At 58.3% G+C, this 22024-nt stretch carries 20 protein-coding genes and 3 pseudogenes; 14 read left to right on the top strand and 9 right to left on the bottom strand.

Features of this window, described 5'->3' with window-relative positions:
- Positions 1 to 400: 400 nt before the first annotated feature.
- A pseudogene (locus tag NKH37_RS34110) lies at positions 401 to 577 on the bottom strand (integrase); the annotation flags it as partial.
- Positions 578 to 814: 237 nt separating this feature from the next.
- Between NKH37_RS34110 and NKH37_RS28015 the strand changes: the two are divergent.
- Positions 815 to 1841: pseudogene (locus tag NKH37_RS28015) on the top strand (IS110 family RNA-guided transposase).
- Positions 1842 to 2689: 848 nt separating this feature from the next.
- Here NKH37_RS28015 and NKH37_RS28010 read toward each other — a convergent pair.
- Positions 2690 to 3001 carry a PilZ domain-containing protein gene (locus tag NKH37_RS28010; protein ID WP_023720380.1) on the bottom strand — a complete coding sequence of 104 codons (312 nt, stop codon included), beginning with the start codon at positions 2999 to 3001 and terminating at the stop codon, positions 2690 to 2692.
- 486 nt (positions 3002 to 3487) lie between these two features.
- Here NKH37_RS28010 and NKH37_RS28005 point away from each other — a divergent pair, with 486 nt between their 5' ends.
- The 3 genes from NKH37_RS28005 to NKH37_RS27995 are packed head-to-tail and all read left to right on the top strand — an operon-like array spanning position 3488 to position 5566.
- On the top strand, positions 3488 to 4726 hold the full coding sequence (locus NKH37_RS28005; protein WP_352483397.1) for a pilus assembly protein TadG-related protein: 1239 nt from the start codon (positions 3488 to 3490) through the stop codon (positions 4724 to 4726).
- 56 nt (positions 4727 to 4782) lie between these two features.
- Entirely contained in the window at positions 4783 to 5172 is a 390-nt protein-coding gene (locus NKH37_RS28000) for a TadE/TadG family type IV pilus assembly protein (RefSeq protein WP_023720378.1), read from the top strand.
- 40 nt (positions 5173 to 5212) lie between these two features.
- Positions 5213 to 5566 carry a TadE/TadG family type IV pilus assembly protein gene (locus NKH37_RS27995; protein WP_023720377.1) on the top strand — a complete coding sequence of 118 codons (354 nt, stop codon included), beginning with the start codon at positions 5213 to 5215 and terminating at the stop codon, positions 5564 to 5566.
- A 99-nt stretch (positions 5567 to 5665) separates the two neighbouring features.
- Here the strand turns inward: NKH37_RS27995 and NKH37_RS27990 are convergent, their stop codons facing one another.
- Positions 5666 to 5767, bottom strand: coding sequence for a DUF3072 domain-containing protein (locus tag NKH37_RS27990; protein WP_348633238.1), 102 nt, complete (start codon positions 5765 to 5767; stop codon positions 5666 to 5668).
- Between the two features lie 843 nt (positions 5768 to 6610).
- On the opposite strand from NKH37_RS27990, the gene NKH37_RS27985 reads away from it, so the two are divergent.
- A complete protein-coding gene (locus tag NKH37_RS27985; RefSeq protein WP_352641953.1) occupies positions 6611 to 7318 on the top strand; it encodes a helix-turn-helix transcriptional regulator in 708 nt (235 codons plus the stop codon).
- A 631-nt stretch (positions 7319 to 7949) separates the two neighbouring features.
- On the opposite strand, the gene NKH37_RS27980 is transcribed toward NKH37_RS27985, so the two are convergent.
- Positions 7950 to 8084 carry an AlpA family phage regulatory protein gene (locus tag NKH37_RS27980; protein ID WP_352859488.1) on the bottom strand — a complete coding sequence of 45 codons (135 nt, stop codon included), beginning with the start codon at positions 8082 to 8084 and terminating at the stop codon, positions 7950 to 7952.
- A 362-nt stretch (positions 8085 to 8446) separates the two neighbouring features.
- On the opposite strand from NKH37_RS27980, the gene NKH37_RS27975 reads away from it, so the two are divergent.
- The 9 genes from NKH37_RS27975 (at position 8447) to NKH37_RS27935 (ending at position 18736) form a co-directional block, all read left to right on the top strand.
- Positions 8447 to 9589 (top strand): helix-turn-helix domain-containing protein, encoded by a 1143-nt coding sequence (locus tag NKH37_RS27975; protein WP_352641955.1) that lies wholly within the window; start codon positions 8447 to 8449, stop codon positions 9587 to 9589.
- 409 nt (positions 9590 to 9998) lie between these two features.
- Positions 9999 to 11648 (top strand): putative bifunctional diguanylate cyclase/phosphodiesterase, encoded by a 1650-nt coding sequence (locus NKH37_RS27970; RefSeq protein ID WP_353012895.1) that lies wholly within the window; start codon positions 9999 to 10001, stop codon positions 11646 to 11648.
- Between the two features lie 177 nt (positions 11649 to 11825).
- Entirely contained in the window at positions 11826 to 12347 is a 522-nt protein-coding gene (locus NKH37_RS27965) for a ubiquinone biosynthesis methyltransferase UbiE (protein ID WP_352483393.1), read from the top strand.
- The gene (locus NKH37_RS27960; RefSeq protein ID WP_023720367.1) at positions 12344 to 13522 is read left to right on the top strand and encodes a class I SAM-dependent methyltransferase; all 1179 of its coding nucleotides are present in this window, start codon (positions 12344 to 12346) and stop codon (positions 13520 to 13522) included. Before NKH37_RS27965 ends, NKH37_RS27960 begins: the two co-directional genes overlap by 4 nt.
- Positions 13519 to 15903: a SpoIIE family protein phosphatase gene (locus NKH37_RS27955; RefSeq protein ID WP_353041922.1), complete on the top strand. Its 2385-nt coding sequence runs from the start codon at positions 13519 to 13521 to the stop codon at positions 15901 to 15903. Before NKH37_RS27960 ends, NKH37_RS27955 begins: the two co-directional genes overlap by 4 nt.
- Before the next feature lie 2 nt (positions 15904 to 15905).
- Complete coding sequence (locus NKH37_RS27950; protein ID WP_031194400.1) at positions 15906 to 16466, top strand: slr1658 superfamily regulator; 561 nt, start codon at positions 15906 to 15908, stop codon at positions 16464 to 16466.
- Between the two features lie 18 nt (positions 16467 to 16484).
- The gene (locus NKH37_RS27945) at positions 16485 to 16823 is read left to right on the top strand and encodes a slr1659 superfamily regulator (RefSeq protein WP_023720364.1); all 339 of its coding nucleotides are present in this window, start codon (positions 16485 to 16487) and stop codon (positions 16821 to 16823) included.
- Positions 16824 to 17071: 248 nt separating this feature from the next.
- On the top strand, positions 17072 to 17728 hold the full coding sequence (locus tag NKH37_RS27940) for an ATP-dependent DNA ligase (protein ID WP_353041920.1): 657 nt from the start codon (positions 17072 to 17074) through the stop codon (positions 17726 to 17728).
- 801 nt (positions 17729 to 18529) lie between these two features.
- Positions 18530 to 18736 carry a hypothetical protein gene (locus tag NKH37_RS27935; protein ID WP_023720360.1) on the top strand — a complete coding sequence of 69 codons (207 nt, stop codon included), beginning with the start codon at positions 18530 to 18532 and terminating at the stop codon, positions 18734 to 18736.
- A 251-nt stretch (positions 18737 to 18987) separates the two neighbouring features.
- Here the strand turns inward: NKH37_RS27935 and NKH37_RS27930 are convergent, their stop codons facing one another.
- The 5 genes and pseudogenes from NKH37_RS27930 to NKH37_RS27910 all read right to left on the bottom strand — a co-directional run bounded on the left by NKH37_RS27930 (position 18988) and on the right by NKH37_RS27910 (position 22020).
- The gene (locus NKH37_RS27930) at positions 18988 to 19176 is read right to left on the bottom strand and encodes a DUF3008 family protein (RefSeq protein WP_353041919.1); all 189 of its coding nucleotides are present in this window, start codon (positions 19174 to 19176) and stop codon (positions 18988 to 18990) included.
- A gap of 232 nt (positions 19177 to 19408) precedes the next feature.
- Positions 19409 to 20281 carry an SDR family oxidoreductase gene (locus tag NKH37_RS27925; RefSeq protein WP_353011046.1) on the bottom strand — a complete coding sequence of 291 codons (873 nt, stop codon included), beginning with the start codon at positions 20279 to 20281 and terminating at the stop codon, positions 19409 to 19411.
- A 2-nt stretch (positions 20282 to 20283) separates the two neighbouring features.
- Positions 20284 to 20469 (bottom strand): hypothetical protein, encoded by a 186-nt coding sequence (locus tag NKH37_RS27920; RefSeq protein WP_353011048.1) that lies wholly within the window; start codon positions 20467 to 20469, stop codon positions 20284 to 20286.
- 146 nt (positions 20470 to 20615) lie between these two features.
- A pseudogene (locus NKH37_RS27915) lies at positions 20616 to 21167 on the bottom strand (FGGY family carbohydrate kinase); the annotation flags it as partial.
- A 4-nt stretch (positions 21168 to 21171) separates the two neighbouring features.
- Positions 21172 to 22020: a sugar phosphate isomerase/epimerase family protein gene (locus NKH37_RS27910; protein ID WP_352643955.1), complete on the bottom strand. Its 849-nt coding sequence runs from the start codon at positions 22018 to 22020 to the stop codon at positions 21172 to 21174.
- Between the last annotated feature and the right edge of the window lie 4 nt (positions 22021 to 22024).

The following is a 22024-nucleotide window of genomic DNA, read 5'->3' as shown; positions in this document are numbered from 1 at the left end:
ATTACGGGCGCGTCGGTCTTCTATATCGTCCAGGTAGTCGAACTGGCGGCTGGCGCGAAGAACCTCGTGTTGCTGGCTATGAGCATGCGCGATGGCCTGAATGCTACACGGTGGAGGCGGACCAGTTTTCTCAAACCTGCGCGGGCTTTCTCGACAACTTCGTTGCCCGAGACGAGAACGCAAAGGGCACCGTGGCCTTGGTTTGAGTTCGCCGCCGGCCAGGCCGTCTACGTCCGGTTGCCCTCTCTCAGGGAGAGCGACGCCAAAGGGCGCGCGAGAACCTTTTCCATAGCGAGTTCGCCGCTGCAATCAAAGCTGACAATCGTCACCCGATAAAGCGACTCGAGCTTCAGCGCAGCTTGATGGACCTCTGCATCGGCGCGGTCGAGACTAATCGCAACCGCAATTTGCTGTCGATTGCAAGGTCGAACAACGCTCGATCACGCAGGCGACCTTCTCGATCGAGGAAAAACCGGACGGCCTAATCGGCCGAGGCTTCAGCGCTCGCGCCAACCTCCTTGCCTGCATTCCAAGCCCTTCGGTCCTGCTTTTCAAGATCATACCGTGAAAGTCCCATTGCATTTCTCCGTCGGCCGCATTGGCTGGAAGAGAAACGAACGATCGAGTGAACCTTTGGGCCGAAGCGGATTGGCAGCTTCGGACCCAGGACCTTCAAAAGATGGGGTATTCGGCTTGAGCCTCATCTTCGGGTGAGCGTGGATGGTGGATATGTTGAAGGTGCTGCGCTTCGAGCTGATGATAAACGTGGTCTGCATGGAGCAGCCACAAGCATCATCAGAGGGAGAAGCGCAGCATGAAATATTATGCCGGATTGGATTCGGTGAAAGAGACCGCAGTGTGCATCATCGACGAAACAGGCCAGATTTGCCGCGAGATAAAGGTGGCGAGCCATCCGGAGGATCTGGCACGGGTGCTCAAGGATCCCAACTGGCGGCTTGAGCGCGTTGGGCTTGAAGCCGGGCCCCTGTCGCAGTGGTTGTTCGAAGGCCTGGCCAGGGCCGGCCTGCCGGTGATCTGCATCGAGACCCGCCACACCAAGGCACTCCTTAAGGCGCAGGTGAACAAGACCGACCGCAATGACGCCCGCGGCATTGCGCAGATGATGCGGGTTAACCTGTTTCGCCCGGTGCATGTGAAAACCCTGACGAACCAGAAGCGCCGGGAGCTGCTGACCGCCCGCAAACTCTTGCAGGAAAAGGCCATTGCCGTTGAGAACGACCTCCGCGGCTTGCTGCGCAACTTCGGGCTCAAGGTCGGCCCTGTTGGTGCCGTCAAATTCGAGGTGCGCATCCGCGAACTCACCGCAGGCATGCCTGACTCGTTGAACCGCTGCTCGAGGCACCCAGCAAGCTGCGGCAGAACTTTGCCACGCTCCACCGCAAGCTTCTGACCCTTGTCCGCGAGGATGCGGTCTGTCGGCGGCTGATGACGATACCTAGCGTCGGTCCGGTGGTGGCGCTGGCCTAACCGCGACGATCGACATCCCGCAGCGGTTCAAGAGCGCGAAGGCGGTCGGGCCGGCTTTTGGCCTGACGCCGGTGCTCCACGAGTCGGGCGAAAGCCGGCGCATCGGCCGGATATCCTGCTGTGGCGACGGCATGCTGCGAACGCTGCTCTACGAGACCGCGCAGGTGCTGCTGACGCACGTGACGAAATGGTCGTGGCTGAAGGCCTGGGCGATGAACGTCGCCAAGCGGCGTGGCCGACAAAAGGCCATTGTCGCGCTGGCGCGCCGGCTGGCGGTGATCATGCATCGCATCTGGAGTGACGGCACGCGGTTCCGCTGGACGCGACAAGATATCCTGCCGGCGGCCGCCTGATCGCAGGCCCCGACTATTGCAGCCTGCCGCCGTGCGCTGGCCCGTCAAGGGCAAGTCGCTGGGCGATGGCCTGTCGGCCACCCCTGACCGGCCACGGCGCGCGGGCGGCAGAGCGGAACCCCGGGTCGGGACGAGAAGATGCTCACCAGACCTCGAACAAGGGGAGACGGGTATGAAACGAGCGTGACAAGGATCGCCCCCCATAAGCTTCCACTTGCCGGTGGAAAAGTGTCCTTCGCGGGACGATGGATGAGGTGAGTTCGCAATGTCCGCAGTACCGATCACATCACCGATGAGGTCCGAGCTGATCCACCGCCGTACGACGTCGGGCAATAACCTTCCGCTTTGCTGGGTCGAGTTCAACCACGTCGGGCCCACGTGTCTAAAAGGGACCGAACTCTCTCGCGAGGGGGTTTGTTCCTCATTAGCTATTCGCGGAGATCGAGCAGGACCGCGCGCCCCCGGGACGCGTCAGCGAGCCTTCGGCGAAGCCAACGTCGGTCTCGCTTACGTACGGGTGGAGGCGCGACGTGCTGCGAAGGTACCTTTAGGAGAAAGCACCTCGCCGTCTGATGCAGCGGCGGAATAGGTTCTGACGCGACTGATCGGATGGCTGGCTCGCCTGCCCCTCGTTTCAATACCTCGCGGCCGGTCGGTTCGCCACAGGCTGCCACCCGTCGCCAAAATAGGCGACCCGAGAGCGCTGCCCCTAGGTGTGCCTCTGGCGGCCATAGCTGTACGGAGCGGTGACGGAGTGCCTCGTCATGCGCTCATAGGAGTCCGGAGATAAAGCTGATGATGGTGCAAGGCGCAGATGACGGCGCCGGTGATCTTCATCTTGCCGTCGGTCAGCCGTAGTGAAGTTTCGGTTTGGGCTCGGTGCCGGTGAATTTAACGCCGATACGGTCGTTGCGGCGCCAGCAAACCTCCGATCGATAGGCAAGTCCATCAACCGAGACGTAGAGCAAGAAGCGATCGGGAACCCGGGCTTCGGGCGCGACCTTCAGCTCGGCACCCCCCTCATGTTGATTACGCAAGGTGCAGCTGATTTCGGAATTCTGGATCCCGGTGATGATCGTGCCGCCCTTTAGCACACGTTGGCGGCGCTCGCGCCGATGCTCGCCGGAATTCTCATCAAGCGGGTTCGCAGTGTTTGCCATCGATACAGTGCCAAATCAGCTGAAGTCATCCCCTTGGTATAAAATACCTAAGACAGGAGCACGGCAAGGGGTGCGTCATGTTGCGTGTTACATGACATCACAGCGCATACTCAGTGAATCTATGGGTCGCGCAGAAACACGTAGTGATCTAGCAAGCTCGCGGCGCGAAGAGACTTCCGCACGTCGTGATGTGGACTTATGCAGGCGCGGGCCCTCTGAATGGCCGAATATCTGCTGCCGAAGATCTTGAAGGCGCCGCCGATCGCGTCACTTTCTTCCCCATCAAGACCAACGAACGCATTTTGTACATGAGATTGTCGACACCGCGCGCGTCGCAGCCTGCGACCAGGAGGCTCTCTCTCGTTCGCGTTCGCCCACCCCAGATTCGGCGATGGACTGGATCTCTGAGTTCCGGCCCGCCCAGGAGGGTGCAAGTGGAGGGAATTTCTTATTCCTTCTTTCATGTATTTGCGCCTACAAACCTCAATGGAATGGGGCGCCCATATCTTCGGCTGGTCCGGCAGCAGTCTACGACGACGCCTCGGGAATAACGGCAACGTAGCCGTTGTTTTCGCCCTGTCCTTGCCAGTGATTGTCGGCGGTGCGGGCTTCGGTGTCGAAACGTCCTATTGGTACTACAGCAGCTTGAAATTGCAGGCGGTCGCAGACGCGGCAGCCTATGCTGGCGCTTTAGAAAAGGTTTCGGGATCAGACAAGTCCGCGATTGTCTCCGCCGTGGCGCTGTCAGCAGCCTCGAACGGTTTTGCAGCGTCGGCAGGCACGATCGAAGTCTTCACGCCCCCGTCCTCCGGCCCGAATGTCGCCCAAAAGGCCGTCGAGGTTATCGTTCATCAGACCCTCGATCGGTTTTTTACATCGATATTCACGCAGAACGCGGTCGGCGCACAGGCAAGAGCGGTGGCCCTTATCACTGACGCCTCAAAAGCCTGCGCTTTGTCGCTCAATCCGTCCGCCCCGAAAGCGGCGCTTTTTTCGGGCAGTTCGATCATAAAAATGACGGGCTGTTCCGTGATGTCGAATTCGATAGCTGCGGACGCCATCAAGCTTCAAGGATCAGCAAACCTTCAGGCCGACTGCCTGATATCGGCCGGCGGTGTTTCGTTGAACAACCCTGTGACGACGGTGTGCGCCAGCCCGATAACCCAGGCCCTACCCGCCGGTGATCCCTTTGCCGACCTGCCGACGCCACCAGCCACAATCCCCTGTCAAAACTCGAGGCTGTCGACCCTTAGCCCCGGGACGTACTGCAGCGGGCTGAGCCTGAGCGGCAACGTTGCCCTCTCGCCCGGCGTGTACGTCATCCAAGGCGGTGATTTCAAAGCGAACTCGAACGCCAACATCTCCGGCGACGGGGTCATCATCTATCTCGCAGGCAGCTCGGGCGTCAGCATGAACGGCAACGCCACAATCAAGCTTAGCGCACCGACGTCGGGCACGTATTCCGGCGTTCTGTTTTATGGCAACAAAGGTAACCTGACGGGGTCGAACACGTTCAATGGCACGGCGGATTCGCTTTTGACCGGCGCTCTGTATTTTCCAACCCAGGACGTCAATTATCTCGGCAATTTTTCTGGCAAGGGTGGTTGCACGCAGGTCGTCGCCAGTACCTTGCAGTGGTCCGGCAACACGAGCATCAGCCAGGATTGCACCAGCCTCGGAATGCGAGACATTCCGGCGACGCAGTCTGTTCGGCTTGTCGAGTAATCTTCGTGGAACGGCGGTACGTCCGGAATTTCCGGTGCGATTCAGGTGTTGCTGCGGTGGAGTTTGCGCTGATTGTGCCGATCCTTTGTCTGGTACTTCTTGGCGTCATTAACGGCTGGACTTTCGTATCAAGCGCGCTATCGATGCGTGCAGGCGTAAAAACGGCGGCGAACCTCGTGATGCAAGGAGCAGTCGAGGATGCGACTATCCAAGCTGTCGCTCTTTCAAGCTGGGAAAACCACCCCGCTGGCGCGCAGGTGACACTGAGCCGGAAATATATGTGCGGGAACATCGCGGTCGATCCATCGATCCTGTGCGACACTTTGAAAGCCCCCTCGGTCTTCGTCGTAATACAGGCGACAGCCATCTGGTCACCGCCCTTCATTTTTGGCGATTCCTCCTTCTCGCGCGAGCTCAATCATCAACAGGTGATTCGTGTTCGCTAAAGGTAGAGCTTTCACGGGGGATGCATCAGGCGGAGCCGGATTGGAGTTCGCACTGCTTGCGCCTTTTCTCATGATGCTTTTGTTCGGCATTTTCGCGTTCGGCTGGGCACTGAACGCCATGTCGAGCGTTCGATATACGCTGGAAACGTCCTCGCGTGCGCTGCAGATGAAGAACTCGCTGACGCAGGCTCAGATCCAAGCCATAGCCACGGAAAAATTACTGGATTTGGGATTGAAAGACGTCGAGGTTACGATTGGGATCGATCCCCCTAGCGGCGGTTTCCGCATGGCGCATCTGACCGCCACCTATGCTTTCGTCATCGAGTTCCCATATTTCGACCAGTATCCGATAAATTACGCAACGACAGTCACAGTTCCTTTGATTGGGACGTAAGGCTTGTTCACGTCGGACACCGCGGCTAACGCTCTGCCCCAGAAATACCTGCAGCGAAGCTCTTCCTCACGATTAAACTAGATGCTCCACAAGCGGACGCTACAGGCCTAGCTTCTCCCGGAGTGCATCAATGCGTTTAGAAGCTTCCGCCTTGCTGAAGCCGTCAGCATAAGCGTCAGGGTCGTCGGCCTGTTCGGCCAGAGTTTTCCAATACGAAGCTTGTGCGGGGTCATTGGATCATCTCCGCTAACCCAATCTTCTGCGTCTTTTTCGACGTTTGCTGATGCCCCGGTTTTTGGCTTATTGCGGGCCACTCACAGCTCATCTCCCTTGCTGACTAGCACAATGAGGCTGATCACGATTTGTTCCTGGCTTCGCGAAAAGGGCGATCTCGCGAAGGAAATTGCGCGAGGGGAGTGACCGGCGCCCTCCCTGAGCACGATCCTGATAGAATATCCCATGGCCGTCCCAATAGCGCTCAGCGCGCTGTCAACGGTTTCCAATCCGATCTTCATACCGGACTGTGTGGTGTCGGAAACAGGTGAGCAGGAATACTATCGGCGGCTTGGCGGTATGAAGAAATCTTAAGAAATGCATCCCGAGACAAGTTTCTGGATGCGAAGCTAACGACAATCTTCAACTTGGTGCGTATAGAATCGTGCATTGTGAACGCGCAGTTGAGGAGGTTCTAGAAATAACGTAAAGCGCAAAAGCGAAGCCAGTCGCAAGATAATTCTTGATGGATACGTTAATAACGAACCGTCGAAACATATTGCGACCACGATCGGACTAAGAATCAGTAAACACCGAAGGAGGCTGGCCAAATTTCGGCGTGAATTTCACATCCGGAACATAACCACAAGTTAATGATATATGGATATTATAAATGTCGCGATTGCACGCACACTTTTGAACTCTGAACGGTACAATCATCAGGAACGAGTAACTTATTACAACACCATCTGAACGAATCACGTTGAAGAACTTTCTGTAAATCCAGAATAACTTGCTTCATGCTGGTGAAATTGTGGGTAGGGGTAGAAAATGACTCTGATCGATAGACACACTGAAGCTGCGGCGGGCAACCGATACATTCCGATGAGGACCAAGTATGACCGTGAGGCCGATACGAAGCAGCCCTCTTATGCCTATTCAGATCGTGCATCTGATCGACTGGGCGCAGGGGTCGGGGAGCCAAGAGCACGTAGCCTGGAATCCATAACCGGCATGCTTGATCGCATCGGCTGCGGCTATCTCGTGCTGAACCGAGAGAGGAAAGTGGTCGAATGGAACGCGGCCGCTCAAACCACGCTGGAGCGCCAGGGCGAAGTAGCCGATACGGCCAGCGGCCTTTCAGTGGCCTTGAGGCGGCTGATCGCGAATGTTCCGGCCCATTTCCTGCCGGGCTCACTATCATGGGTGGTGATCCGCAGCAGCGCCGACACGCCGGTGATATTGAACGAGAACGGGTTTATCGCTCCTGACGGAACGAGCATTGTGGCGTTACTGGACCGCGAGAACAGGTCGGGGCCAAATCCTCAGACACTGCAAAAGATGTTTGGCTTGACGGGCGCGGAAACGCACCTCGCGTTGCGCTTGGCTCAGGGCGATGCGCCTTTGGAGATCGCGCGCAGTTGGCGCCTCAGCCGCACCACGATCCGCTCCCACCTTGCCTCGCTGTTCGCCAAGACTGAAACGAAACGTCAGGCGGAACTGGTGGCTCTTCTTGGACGCATCTCAGTCTTGCCATAAGGCCGTCGTTTGGATGCATCCCAGCAAACAGCCAATCCCGTAACGCTTTGACTTTCCGCTGGGCAATGGCGCAGGGCGGGTAGACGATGAAGTATTTTGACGAGGCCTCGAGGGCGAGTTCAAGGGACGTACAAGTGTGCCGGCGGCAAGGTCAGCCGGGACCAGCATGGTTCGACCCAAAACGACGCCCTCACCTCGAACGGCGGGCTCGACGGCGAAAGTTGCGGAGTCGAACGTCACGCCACAACAATGCCGGCATTCGATAGCCAAGTCGCCCAAGTGATCGGGATCTCGTCGTGATGAGCGTATCTGTCTGAGATCCTCATGGGCGTTCAAGCCTCCAAGGGCCACGCCAGCGGCGCACGTGATTTCTTCTGCGAATGCTGGTGCCAAGGTCGCGACGTGCAGGGCGCCTGATTGTGGCCCGTACGTCATGCGTCGGTCGTCGGGCTTCTCAACAAGCTTCATGCCGTGCAATCGACAGTCATCGGTTAGCGAAATATCAAAGCGCGCGATGACGCTCCTGGCGCGCCAGGCGGCTTCAGTCTAATTGACAATATGTGCAGGTTGGTGGTCCCCTTTTTTTGAAGTTGCCGCGGTTGGATCCGCGGTGGTTTTTGAAGGCAACGGGTTAAGCCGCCCTCGCCGCGATCTTCGCTGCAATCCAGTCGGAGACCTCTGAGTGAAGGACGCGGCGGTCGCCGAGTGAAACCGCAACCGGAAACCGGCTTTCGACGCGATATCTGTTGACCATCGTACGGCTCATGCCCGTCATCTTCGCGGCGTCGTCAAGGACTCAAGTGCAGGCGAATTATCGTTCTTGGTTCCTCCTCGCAGCCAACAGATTCGGACGCGGTTCAACTGCTGATTGAAAGAGATGGGAGGTTTCGTCACCGTCCACATGGGAGCGGCGGGATGCTGGCCCGGCCATCCTGCAGGCGACCAACGGGCCGCACGTGTCGTTATCTTGGCATCCAGAAACTTATCTCGGAATGCATTTCTTGCCATAATCCAGCGTGATCGCCGTTTCGGTCGGCTCGAGTTCCGCCAGTCTTGCCAGATGCCTGAAAGTACACCACATGATTGAGAGGGGCACGGGCATACCCGATTCGGATATGGCACCACGCGATGGACACTAAGAGGCAAGACGAGGCCCCTGCAAGGCAGCCGCGAGACCGTGACCGACGTCGTTGGCCGCGCGAAGGTCAACCCCACAATGGGGACGCTCCATCACTCGAGCCGGCGCTCGAACCTCTGCCCTTTTCAACGCTTGAACTGGCGCCAGAAGGTCAATTCGCCGCTTGGCAAGAGCATATGGCGCCGCTTGTCGAGGTCAGGTTGCCGGATGGCAAATCGCTGAACGATGGCTTTCCCGCCGATCACATGGCTTGGAATCTCGGTGGCATGCTGATCGTTCAACAGCGCGCGCCGGCACATAGCTACTTGCGTTCCGCCGCTAAGCTCCGATCCAGTTCGATCGATCACTGGTACATCGTCTTGCCACGAACTGGCCGGTCGTGGACGGAGGTCGATCGCCGCGTTGCGGAAAACCAGTCGGGCAAATTGGAGATCAGATCGCTTGGCTACCCGTTTCGCGGGAGGGTAACGGACTCGGAAAGTCTCTTTCTGTATATGCCGCGTGATTTGTTCTCTGATGCGGCGTCAACCCTCGACGCAAAGAACAATTCAATTCTGTCCGGCAACTTTGCCAACCTCTTGGTCGACTACGTCAACAGCATAGAAGCAAGACTGCGCAGCCTAACGGCTGACGATCTGCCCCGCATCGTGCACGCAACACGCAGCATGATTATTGCCTGCCTCGGGCCTCCGGCGGAACAAGCTGCGGCCGTCGAACAATTGACGGGTGTCGCGCTAATGGAGCGAGCGCGTCGATACGTCCACCACAATCTGGATGCGGCTCATTTGACACCGGATTCAATGTGCCGGGCGCTCGGCGTCTCGCGCTCTCGTCTGTATCAGTTGTTCGAACCAAGCGGTGGTGTTCTCCATTACGTACAAAGTCGCCGCCTTCTGGCAGCCCATGTTGCGCTAAGCGATCCGGCGGACAGCCGGCGCATTGTTGAAATTGCTGAAGCCTTCGGGTTTAGTTCAGCGGCTAATTTCAGCCGGGCATTCAGCAAGGAATTCGGTTACAGCCCTCGCGAAGGCCGCAGCACTGTGGTGTTGCAGCGCCCCGCCAACTCTGTTTCGCTTGCCGGACAGGAGAAAGCCTCTTCCTTTGAAGGTTGGCTCAAAGCGCTCGGAAGCTGAGTACAGGATCGGCGATGCTGATGGGGCGGGCTCAAAACAGGCTTGCCGGGCGGGGAAGACCAGGCCGCACAATATCTTCGTGTCGCGTCCACCGCGCCATCAATCACATAGCTGATTCCCGCCAATTCGCGATTTATTAACGAACTGTGACTGTTCGACGTTACCGATAATTTGTCACCAGTCACGGCGGAGCATGCATTGCAGCTGCGCTGCATGCGGCACTTGTTAAGACTGCGAGTTGAAAGTTTGCTAAGGTTGATAGTTATGCTATTCCTAGATTGGGGGCGCGAATTTGCACCGCCTATGGAGGTGGCTCTTGCGCCCACAGGCATCAGGCGTCGGCACGGAGAGTGAGGGGCCTTCCTCGAGCAATGCTCCATGTGCCGGCGATGGGATACTCGCTGACCTTTTGGCGAACACGACCGAACTTTTGTCAATCTATGACCGCGACTTCCGCCTGACGCACTACGCAACCAAGCTCAAGGGCGTGTACGGAGGCGCGGTGGCGCTGGGCGCCGCCGTCTGGGAGATCTACCCGAGCTTTCTCAATGCGAGGTATCGCGACGATTTCCTTCGTGTGTTCCAGGGCGGCTCTCCGGCAAGCATCGACTTGGCGTCATCATCAGGCGAAGCGCCCCGGTCCGTTTTCGTCTTCCCCACTGCAAATGGTGTGGGAATCATCGAATCAAGGGAGCACGGCGGGCGGAGCGCAGCGGAGGAGGAAGAGCATGTAATTCTGCTTCATCAGGCGACACACGACGTGCTGACCGGACTGCAGAATCGGCGGCGATTCGGCGAGCGGCTGCAGCAAGCACTGGCGGCCCTCGGCAGACCAAAGCCGGAAGCCGCCCTGTTGCAAATCGACCTTGACGGTTTCAAAGCGGTCAACGACACGCTCGGCCATGGAGCAGGCGACACGCTTCTTCAGCTCGCAGCGGGTCGTATCCGCGACGCGCTGCAGGACGGAGAATCTGCGTATCGGTATGCCGGCGATGAGTTCGCTGTCATCCAATTGGGAAGGGGGCAGCCAGCAGAGGCTGAGCGCCTCGCCGAATCGCTGGTCGACGCGTTTAAGGAGCCGTTCGTCATCAACGGCATTCCCATCTTCGTCGGCTCGAGTATCGGAATTGCCTTCAGCCCGGAGCACGGGACGGATGGCGAGCAGCTGATGAAAGCCGCTGACATTGCTCTTTACGCGGCCAAGACAGATGGACGCGGCTGCGCTCGAACATTCAACCGTTCGATGCTGCTCTTGCTCGAGCAACGCGAGAATCTGAGGCGCAGCCTTCGAACCGCGCTGGAGCGGGGCGAACTTTATCTGGAGTATCAGCCGCTCAATCGGCCTCCCTCGTCGGTGATCGGTTTCGAAGCGCTACTGCGGTGGCGGCACCCCGAGATCGGAATCATTCCTCCCAACGTTTTCATACCGATCGCCGAAGCCGACGGTCTGATGGACGAGATTGGACGATGGGTGCTCGAGGAAGCCTGTCGCCAGGCATTGACGTGGCCTTCCTCGCTGACGGTCGCAGTGAACGTGTCGCCGGCTCAGTTCCTTAGCGGTTCGCTAACGGATACGGTTGCTCAAATCATCGACTCAGTTGGAATCCGGGCCGACCGACTTGAACTCGAGATAACCGAGCAGGTTCTTCTTGAGAAGACGATCGACAATATCGACACCTTAAATACTCTGAGCGTCTTGGGGATACGAATATCGCTGGACGATTTTGGAACATACTATTCATCGTTGAGCTACCTTAAGAACTTTCCCTTCGACACCTTGAAGATCGATCAGTACTTTATCACGGACCTGGAGACCGATCTCAAAAGCCAGACCATCGTGCGATCGATCATGAGTCTGGCGCACGGCCTTGGAATAAGCGTCACCGCCGAGGGGGTCGAGACGTCGGCACAGGCACGGTGGCTGATCAAGGAGAATTGCGATTGCCTGCAAGGGAATTTCCTGGGACGCCCGCTCGGAGCCGAGGCAACCAGCGATTTCATCAGGCGGTCCCCGCTGAGGGTGGTACGAGCGATGGAGCAATCAAATCGGGCGGTCTAGCGCCTTGCACCCTTTGTCAACGGCGAAGTGGAGATTTGTAGAAACGATCGAGGCAGACACCGCGCAATTTTTGGAGTCGGTGCGAGACTGAGTCATAACGGAGCGCGGTGAAATTTTCCGCCTCGGAGGTCATCGCGCCGCCAGGGGTCAATACTGATAGAACAAGGGAGGATGCCGATGGGACCTGTTCATCATGATCTGGCTGGCGGGCCGACTTTTGAGCCCATGATCCAGATCGACATGGAAATCAAAGCTTTCGTCTCCGCTTGGAGACACTGCGATTATCTCTCGACATACATGGCCCGGATGATCAGTCAAAACAGGTCAGACTCGGTCCGGCATTCAAATCTCTTTTCCTCTGCCTTCAACGAATTGCTGGAAGTCGCCTTTCGTACGCGCCATGGCGACGGCGAACTGGCATGCAGGGTGTCTCGCCACGGCGCCACGGACAGGATCGAGTTGACGTTTCCTTGCCTGCCAGAAGAGCGCCAGTTCTACGAAGAAGCCGTGTCGCAAGTCGCAGGGTTCGAGGCCAGGGAGCGATATCTTAATTCTGTGTCTGGGGATCTCGCGCCCAGCCGGGAAATCGTACTCTTGGAACTGGCTGTCGACTACAACGCGACACTCAGGGTCGAGGAAGCCGATGGTGATGCAATCAAGCTTGTCGTGGATCTTCCGCTTGAAGGCCTGCAAAATTGAGCCCTTACGACCTTCTCCCCCGCTTCAAGGCGCAATACGACGCGAACAATCAGGAGTTCTCCATATCGGGGGTGGTCCGGCCTCAGGCGATCGATGAGCTTGGGTCCAGCATAGCATTGCTTCGCGATGCGATCGACCGTGTGCGGGGCGTTCTCTACGTCAATGTCCGACGCCTGACGCAGATGAATAACGCTGCATTTCACACCTTTTCGAGGATCATTATTGACGCCTGTCGCGCTCGACCAGATCTCAAATTCGTCGTCATCACGTCAAGCGTCGTCGGATGGACCTCGCGAAAATTCGGTCGCCTGAGCGGAATTGAACCGAACATCACGGTCGAGGAGTATGACACCGAATTCTATCCGGGGCAGGGCTTCCTTGAGGAAGGCGGGTTCGTACCGATCCTGCGTACTCAGACAAAGATGACATGGCGCCACGAGCGCGCAATCTTGCCGCGACACGGTATGAGGCCCGGGATCGTCATGGCCGACATCTGTTGCGGGATCGGCGATTTCGCTGTGCTCGCGCAGAAGGAGTTCCAGCCATCGCGGATCGTCGCCCTCGACCACTCCAGGTCGAGCCTCGCCTATGCGCGAAACGTGGCTGCGGAGTTCGATATCAAGGGCATCGAGTACACTTATGGCGATGCATCAGAAATGCTGCTCGAGGAAAATCAGTTCGACCTCGTCACGTGCCGCCATTCGCTGCAGGTGTTCCACAAGCCCGAACTGATCCTCAGGGAACTGTTTCGCATCTGCAAGCCGGGCGGACGTGTCTACATCACCAACGAAAAAAATTCGCACTGCCTGGGCGAACCACGCGCCGACAGCATCCAGTGGACCTATAACGAGGTCGCCAAGCTGTGGGCCCACTTCCAGATGGATATTGAGCTCGGCCCGAAGAGCAAACGCTACCTGACCGAAGCGGGGCTCGAAGACATTCGGGTCGAGTCCTTCATGGTCACCAACCACGACGGCGATCCACAGGACTTCGCGGACGTCATAGCGGCATGGGAGGATGTTTATGCAGGCGAGATGGCTACCAAGCGAGGTGACACACCGGCATTTATCAGGCGGTTCCGACAGGGCTTCCAGGACCACATCTTCGCTGCGCTCCACTCCAAGGGCTATGCCGGCTGGCCGATCTGGGTTGCATCGGGACGCAAGCCGCTATGACCGATTTGGATGCAACACCGCCCAGACCCTGGCCTGTTCTCCGGCTTAACAGCTTCCGCGCTAAATTCTTGATCGTTGTGGGTGGGGCGGTGCTGTTCGACCTCCTCGTCGGCGGCGGCGTCGCGCTGTGGAATGTGAACCGGCTTTCCCGGGACGCGACGCACCAGATCGAGAGCGGCCTCACCAAGGCAAGCCAGGAATACCTCCAGAACTATATCGAGACGACGGCGCTGCGCGCCGATCTCCTGTTCGGCCGCATGCACTCCGAGGTGACCGCACTTGCAGCCTCCATGCAGAGATTAATAGATTACCCGGAAGCAAAAGATGCGATCGGCAAGGCGTTGGCGAAGAACCCCTATTTTAATGCGCCGCTTGCATATGACGCCACGGGAAACTGGGTACAGACCCGGCAAGGGTCACCTTCGGTCATGAGTGTCTGGGGATATCTCCTCTCCGCTGATCACCAGCCGAAGCCCGAAATTCTCCGCGACATTCAGGAGAGTGCGATCTTCGATATTTTTGGCACAAGCCAGATGGCAACTGGAGCCAAGAAGCTGCAGGTCTACTACGTAGGGCCGAAGGCAGGGCCGATCATGCGCACGATTCCTTATTCCGATCAGGCGCAGACCTTCGACAAGCTTTATCCAGGCCACGACAAAGCGAATTTCTGGGATTTCTTCTTTCCTGGCGTCTATGAAGGCTGGGAAGGCTGGATCAGGGAGCCCGATTCGCGCCCCGTAAAGGGCGATGACATCACTGCGACTGCTCCTTATATCGACGCGATTACCGGCAAGCTCATAGTGAGCTTCTTCCACCCACTCTGGACGAAAGACCGCAGTAATGTCGCCGGCATGGTCGCTGCCGACGTTACGCTCGATCAACTCGCTGACATCGTCGAAAGCGTGAAGGTCGCCGATACGGGCTTCGGTTTTCTCACCATGTCGAACGGCAATGTGCTCGCGATCAAGCCTGAAGGCGAGAAAATGCTCGGGCTCAAGATCGCAAGTGGTGCGGCAGGTCAAGGCGTTACCGGCCTCGATCGCTCGCTCAAAAAGAGTACGCACGCGACCGTCGCAGCGCTCGAACTTCCCGCCGACGACAAGACAGTCATTAAGCATATTTCGATTGAGGAAAACGGCAAAGCCCATCCGTACATCGTCGCACTTCGCCGACTAAACCCAGTCAATCTCTGGAATAGTACGGGGTCCATCACGGCCGAAACCCTGATGCTTGGCTTCGTCGTCCCCGAACGGGAAATTTATGCTTCCCTCCTTGCAGCGCAGCAGAGCATTTCAAGCGCAACCAACCGGATCCTGATCACCCAGGTCATCGCAGTTATCGTTTCGCTCCTGATCGTCTTTGCGGCTGTCTTCGGAATTTCAAAGCGGATCACTGCAGGCCTCAGTGCGCTTGCCGGGGCCGCCAAGCGATTGCAGGCGAAAGACTATTCAGTCCGGGTAAGCATTCCGACGCGCGACGAGGTTGGAGCGGTGGGGGTTGCTTTCAACCGGATGGCCGAGCAGATCAGCTTTCACACAGAAAACCTCGAGCAACTCGTCGACGAACGAACCAGGGAACTCGGGGACGCCAATCAGGAGATTTCCGCACTCAACGAAAAGTTGCAGGACGAGAACATCCGCCTTGGCGCCGAACTCGCGGTCGCCAGGCAGATACAGATGATGGTCCTGCCGAAACAATTCGAACTCGAAGCGATTCCGGGGCTGGAGATCGCGGCCTACATGCGGCCGGCCGACGAGGTCGGCGGTGACTATTATGACGTCCTGCAGAACGGGTCACGGGTCAAGATCGGCATCGGCGACGTGACTGGTCATGGTCTCGAGAGCGGCGTGCTGATGCTGATGGTCCAATCCGTTGCACGTGCGCTGCAGGAGACCAACGAGGCGGATCCGCACCAGTTTCTGGATCGGCTGAACAGAGCGATCTACAAGAACATCGAGCGGACGAACACCGGCAAGCATCTCTCGCTGGCCTTCCTTGACTTCGAGGATGAGCGGGTAACGCTATCCGGCCAGCATGAGGACGTTCTCGTCGTGCGTGCGGACGGGGACGTCGAACGCATCGACACGATGGATCTGGGTCTGCCGGTTGGCCTGGAGAATGACATCTCGCAGTTCATTGCCACGCGCGACATCCTGTTCGGCAGTGGCGACGTGATCGTGCTGCACACCGACGGTGTGACCGAGGCGGAAGACCAAGACAGAAGGCTGTTCGGGTTCGAGCGCCTCTGCCAGAGCGCACGAAAACGTCAAGGCGGGAGCGCCGAGGAAATCAAAACCGGGATCATCGAGGATCTCATGGCCCATATCGGGATCCAGAAGATCCACGACGACATCACCCTCGTGATCATAAGGCACACATAGCCATGACAACGCTGTTCGGGACCCCTGACGTTGCAATCGGGATGAAGGAGAGCGTCAGTCGCGTGCGGCTGTTCGACGGACCTCTCGACTTGAGTTGGCGTCATTGTGCCACGACCTCGGACTTCATCGCAGATCTTTTCGCATTGCGCTTCCGGTCGTCCCGCAATGACTACATGGAAGTGCGGCACAGCATTGGATATCTGGTCAACGAACTCATCGAAAATGCCGTCAAGTTTCGCGCACCGGGTGAGATCTTGATCGAGGCGTCGATGGATTCGGAATGCTTCAAGCTCAAGGTGTCGAATGACCTCGATGGTGAAGATGCGTCCGAGTTCCAAAGTCTCCTGGAGGACATCACGGTTGGCGACCCCATGGACCTGCTGATACAGCGAATTGAAGCCAATGCCGCGAACCCCGACGTAGGAGGCTCCGGACTTGGATTGCTGACGTTGATGAGCGACTACGGCGCGCGCCTGGCTTGGATATTCAGCGCCGCCAACGAAAGCGATCGGATTTGCGTGGAGACATATGCCTCCATTCCGATCTCGCAAATTCACAATTAGAGGAAACGAAGCCAGGCTATGGAAATCAAGACAGACGACTACCGCGTATGGACTGAAGGAAGCGAAATTTTCTTCGACGGTGCAATGCGGCTTGCCAGTTCCGACGCCGGTGCGCCTATCACGGCGTTGGCGACCAGTGTGCTTGCCTCGAATCCCGCTTCCATTACGCTCAATCTGAAGGACCTTCACTTTCTCAACTCTTCCGGCATCAACCTGCTGGCGAAATTTACTATCGAGGTGCGCAAGCATCCCGATGTTCGACTCGTCGTGCGTGGAACGCCCGACATACCCTGGCAATCGAAATCATTGCCGAATCTGAAGAAGCTGCATCCCGCTCTGGTGCTTTTGATGGACTAACCAGGTCCCGAAATTTGCCAGGGGACTGCGTGGGCTTGCGGCAACCCGAGATAGTATAGGTCAGCCGGGGACGATGCGTGAGCCCGGCACCGATAGTGAGAAGGTGCAGGAGCGCGGCGCCTACAGCGAATATGTACACCAGGACAAGTATTTGGACGCCAAGCTAAAGACAATCCGGCCTCGTGCGCAGATGCTCGCAATGGCTCGGCGGGGGCTCGGCACAGGCGGCAGGCGTCCAAGTTGGGGGGATGTCGGGCCTGTGCCGATCAGCCGCCGCGCGATCAAAGGTGGCGTCATTGAGTAAGCGTGCCAAGGTGAACGGCGGCCAGCTGGAGTTCATTCCGCCGCAGATCCCGACTCGGGTCACGGAGCCGCCCGAAGATGACGGATGGGTTCACGAGGTCAACCTTGACGGCTACCGAACGCAGATCATCATCGATAAAGGCGGCGTGCGTCTGTACAGCAAGAACGGCCGTGACTGGACCACGAAATACTGGCCCATCGCGCTGGCTGCCGAGCTGCCATGCCGGGCTGCCATTATCGACGGCGAGGTCATTGTTCCAGGCGAGCAGGGCGCTCCCCATTGCCCTGCGCTGGAAGCCGCGATCTGGCACGAACCGAGCCGGCTGGTGTTCGTCGCGTTCGATATCCTCCATCTCGACGGTCGCAATCTAGCCTCCTTGCCCCTGCTGCAGCGCAAGCAGGCGCTGTGGCAACTCATTGAGCACGGCCTCGGCAAGATCCAGTACAGAGAGCATTTCGAGAGCAGTGCGCTAGCGATCTTTCGGGCCATCGAGAAAGTGGGGCTCGAGAGCATCATCTCGAAGCGCGCCGACAGCGGCTACAGGAGCGGATCGTCGAACACATGGCTGAAGGCCAAATACTTCGAGGAAGCCCATTTCTGAGCATCGACGACGCTTCTGCCACAACCGCGACCTCAGCTCGGCACCAGCAACTCTGCTTTTGATAGAGCGGTGCCAGGTCAGTTCTAAATTTTAGAGTAGTGAAGATGCTCTGGTGCGCGCACGCAACGGGTCCGCTTCGTCCCTCGTCCCATCGTCGAAAACTAGGAAGACTTCCGCAGCCAGGTATTCCCGCTGTTCCCTGTCTTTCTTGGCTAGGCGGCCCTCCTTGCAGAGCCGGTCAAACGCCCGCCGAAGCAGTCCAGATCAACTGGCCAGTAAACACCACTGCAACGCGACAATGACCGCGATGGCTCATATCATATGGTACGTGCAAAGTGGGCGCGCGACCTAACTCCCGGGCTTCCCAAAAAATCCTGTGTCACCTTGGTTGAGGCCAGAGTCGAGCCATTCAGCCTCAACCGCCCGCGCACTCACTACCCGCCGAGCGTCGAGTCGCGGGAGCCACCCGGGATAGGGCAGCTAATCAGGGCCGATTGCCTCTAGGAGCGTTATCACGCTCGATCTCGTCGGAGACATAGTCGACAGCGTCCAGATCAAAGCCGGTCCAGCCGCCTGCCTCATATGTCCTGCGGCGTTAGGCTAGGTCGACAGACCTGGCTTGCCCCAGAATCTGCTCGGCGGCGGGTGGATGAATGATCAATAGGAAATTGCGCTGGCAGCGTTGCAAACAAGGGACGTGCGCAGTGCGACCGGGGAACCTTTCTCAAGCGAGAGGGTTCCGAATGCACTGCCGAAAAGGATAACGCTCCTGTTATCCAGATGTCGCCAAGGAGGTCCGCCATGAAGCTTCGCGAGTTGTTGGACCGAGTGAAGGACCTGCCACCGGATACCTTGGTCTGTGTCGCCGAAATCGATGAGGCCTTCGGGGTCAACGTTGCCGTCGTTGAATCCATCGACGATGCCAAGATCCAAGGCCGCAAGCCAGAGGGCACCGAAGCTGTCGAACTCGGCAACGGGACCGAGAAGGTCGTCGTGATCCGTTGGTAAAAGCCGGAGATTGCCGCTGCCCGTCGGGTCATACGAGATCGGCGGTCTTGGTGGGTTCTCTTAGCTCACGACCAGTCTCGCAAAGGAAGGAGTTTCGGCACGAAAGCAGATTTTCCGGATCCGTTCGCGGAACATGGGCTTTGTGATGCTTCTGCGGCGCTACCCCGAACGAGCAGAAGGCATCTGATCTGATCGGAACGGAGATGGAAGACGACGAGGACGCTTGCCGTGCCGCCCATCCGGCCATCTACTCACGATTTGGACGCATGTTCGGCTTTGCCCTTGCGCTTGGTCGACGCCATTTTGTGAAGTTCCTTCTCGCTCATCGGCCTGACCATCGACTTGGACGCGCCCTTCAACTCGCTCTTCTTCTTTTCACCGCGTTTGGCCGCAAGGGCGGCGCCTGCCGCCATCTGCTCGGCCTTGGATTTGGCTGGCATTTAATACCTCCAATATCACCGCCTTGTCGTGAAACGCGGTTGACCTGCTCCGCGTTCCGTTGCTGGGCAACGGCCGCAAAGAACTTGGCTTGTCGCGTTGATCGCCCGAGCGGCGGAATGACCCTTCAAGTCAGGAAAGCAACGTAGGCGAAGCTATCGTCGCAACGGCTGCGCGAGCGACCAGAGCGCGATCCCGATAAGCGACCTTCCGCTCTCCCCCGGGACAAATTCATTAAAGCATCGGCCTTCCGCCAGTGACCTCGTAGAGGGCGCCGGTCGTATAGCTGGCGCCGTCCGAGGCCAGAAGCACATAGGTGGCCGCGAGCTCGGCAGGCTGGCCAGGGCGCTTCAGCGGTGTGTTCTTGCCGAACTCCTTCACCTTTTCGGTCGGCATCGTCGAAGGGATCAACGGCGTCCAGATCGGCCCCGGCGCGACGGCATTGACCCGGATGCCGCGCTCCGCGACCAGTCCGGCCAGCCCGGCGGTAAAATTTGCTATCGCCCCCTTGGTGGTGGCGTAGGCGAGCAACGTAGGTGAGGGGCTGGTGGCGTTGATCGACGACGTGTTGATAATGGCGGAGCCGGGTCTCATCACCTTCACCGCCTCCTGTGAGAGATAGAACATCGCATAGATGTTCGTCCTGAAGGTGAGATCCCACTCTTCGGTCGTGATATCCTCCAGTTTTTCGAATGTCGCCTGATGCGCGGCGTTGTTGACCAGGATGTCCAGCCGGCCGCATTCATCCATGGCTCGTTTGATGAGCGAGCGTGCAAAACCTTCGTCGCTGATGTCCCCGCGCGCGATCACAGGCTTGCGACCAGCATCCTCGACCCAGCGGGCCGTTTCCTTCGCGTCCTCGTCCTCCTCGAGATAGGAGATGATCACATCCGCGCCCTCGCGCGCGAAGGCGATTGCGACCGCGCGTCCGATGCCTGAGTCCGCGCCAGTGATCAGCGCAACGCGGTCCATCAGTTTGCCGCTACCGCGACAGCTCTGCTCGCCATGGTCAGGGCGGGGATTCATCTCGTCGGTGTAGCCGGGCATATCCTGCTGCTGTTCAGGCATGGGCGGCTGAGGATATTTCTGCGTGGGATTATTCTGCATGCTCAGCTCCGCTGGCTCGAGTTTGGGTTTCGATGATTGGAATCCGTGATAGGTCCCTTGGCGGCCTTCGAACCGCCGCCCCATTCCTGAGCCTTTCGCGCCTGATCGCCGCCTTTTTGCTCGGGCGAACTGCGCTTTGCGGTACCACTTTCGGCTTTGTTCAGGTCTTTCTCGTTCTTCGTGTCCATCGACCAATTTCCTCCGGCAGTTGCACATTGGCGACCGTAGCCATCCCCACACGTTAGTGATTTGCCCTAACCGGTTTGAAAGCGGAGTGTTCCACTCCCGGTGGTTCAGCCTTCAGAACTCATGTGACGGGCTCGAAGTCACCAGGTGATTGCGCCGAGAGGACCGTCGTTTCGGCCGATGGCACGCCCGAGAGCCGCCAGGCCCAATATTGCGGCAGGCCCAGATACCAACGGGCCTGGGCAACGCGCTCCGGTTCAGCCTGCTGCATCCAGTACAGCTGGCGAGCCTGATGCGCAGCCTTCAGCATAATTGTACTGCCGCGATCCAAGAAATCGCCCGAAAGCGGGGCGTAGCCCTTGCGAATTGCAGGCCGCAGATCCTGCTCGTAGTCGATCATCGGCAAGGCGGAGGTGTCGTCGGGATCTGCGTTCACCAGAACTCCGGCAGAGCCGTGTCCGGTGGCGACCACCTTTTCCAACCGATGGTGTCAGCACAAGCTGGCAAGCGAGCCGAACAGCCAGTCGCTAATGCCCTTGAGGTCGTGGTGCCGCCAAGGTGGACCGGGCCGCACCTCGTTGCGGACAGAAAGACTCTCGGCGAGCACGCCGTCGAACGTCATCGCCGAGAGCTTTATGTTGGTCTTGCCAACATCGAAGACGGCGATCCTCGCGCCGTCCGTCTTCTGCCCGTCATCCATTGGATCAGATCAGACCGTACTGGCGAGCCTTGTTGCGCAGGAATGGCAAGCCATTGCCCATCACTTCGGTCTCGTCCTTCGCGACCGGCCGCCAGACGGAGAGGCCGTAGGAGACTTCCGGCGGCATGTTGATGAAGCTTTCCATGGCAAGTCCGCCCTTGAAGCCGATCGCCGCGAGCGTTGCGTAGATCTCGTCCCAGGGGCAGTTGCCGGTGCCCGGGGTGCCGCGATCGCTCTCTGACAAGTGAATATATTTCAGGTGCTCGCGAGCGGCCAGAATACCATTGGCGGCCCCCTTCTCCTCGATGTTCATGTGATAGGTGTCGAGATGGACAAAGATGTTGTCGGCGCCGACTTTCTCGAGCATCCAGACGGCCTGCGCGCCGGTATTTATCAAATGGTTCTCGTAGCGGTTCACCGCCTCGATTCCGAGCTCTATGCCGCGCTTCTTGGCGTGCTTGGCGGCGACGGTCAGCACATGCGCGATGTTGTCGTATTCCTTTTCGGTGGGTGGCACGCCGGTGCGTTCGCCGATACCGCCGAAAATCACGCCGGAAAGCGCCAGCGCGCCCATCTCCGCAGTCTTGTCGATGGCCACTTCGAGATGTTCGATGGCGGCATCCGGCCGCACCGAGGCCCAGGCCCGCTCCGGCAGGCCAAGGGAGCAAACGGCAGGAAGATTGTGCTGTTCGAGCAAGGCGCGTGTATGTGCGGCATCGACCGCCGGCGCGTTCAGAAGCGCGATCTCGACAAAATCCATCCCGTATTTGACGGAAGCCGCGATCGCCTTCTCCGCGCCGGCCCGGTCCCAGTTCATCGTCCACATCGAGGTGTGGACCCCAAAACCATGCATCTAA

The organism is Mesorhizobium sp. M1217 (genome assembly GCF_040318275.1).
Taxonomy (GTDB): domain Bacteria; phylum Pseudomonadota; class Alphaproteobacteria; order Rhizobiales; family Rhizobiaceae; genus Mesorhizobium.
Note: the sequence above shows the minus strand (reverse complement) of the source record. Positions and strands in the feature narration are given on the sequence as shown.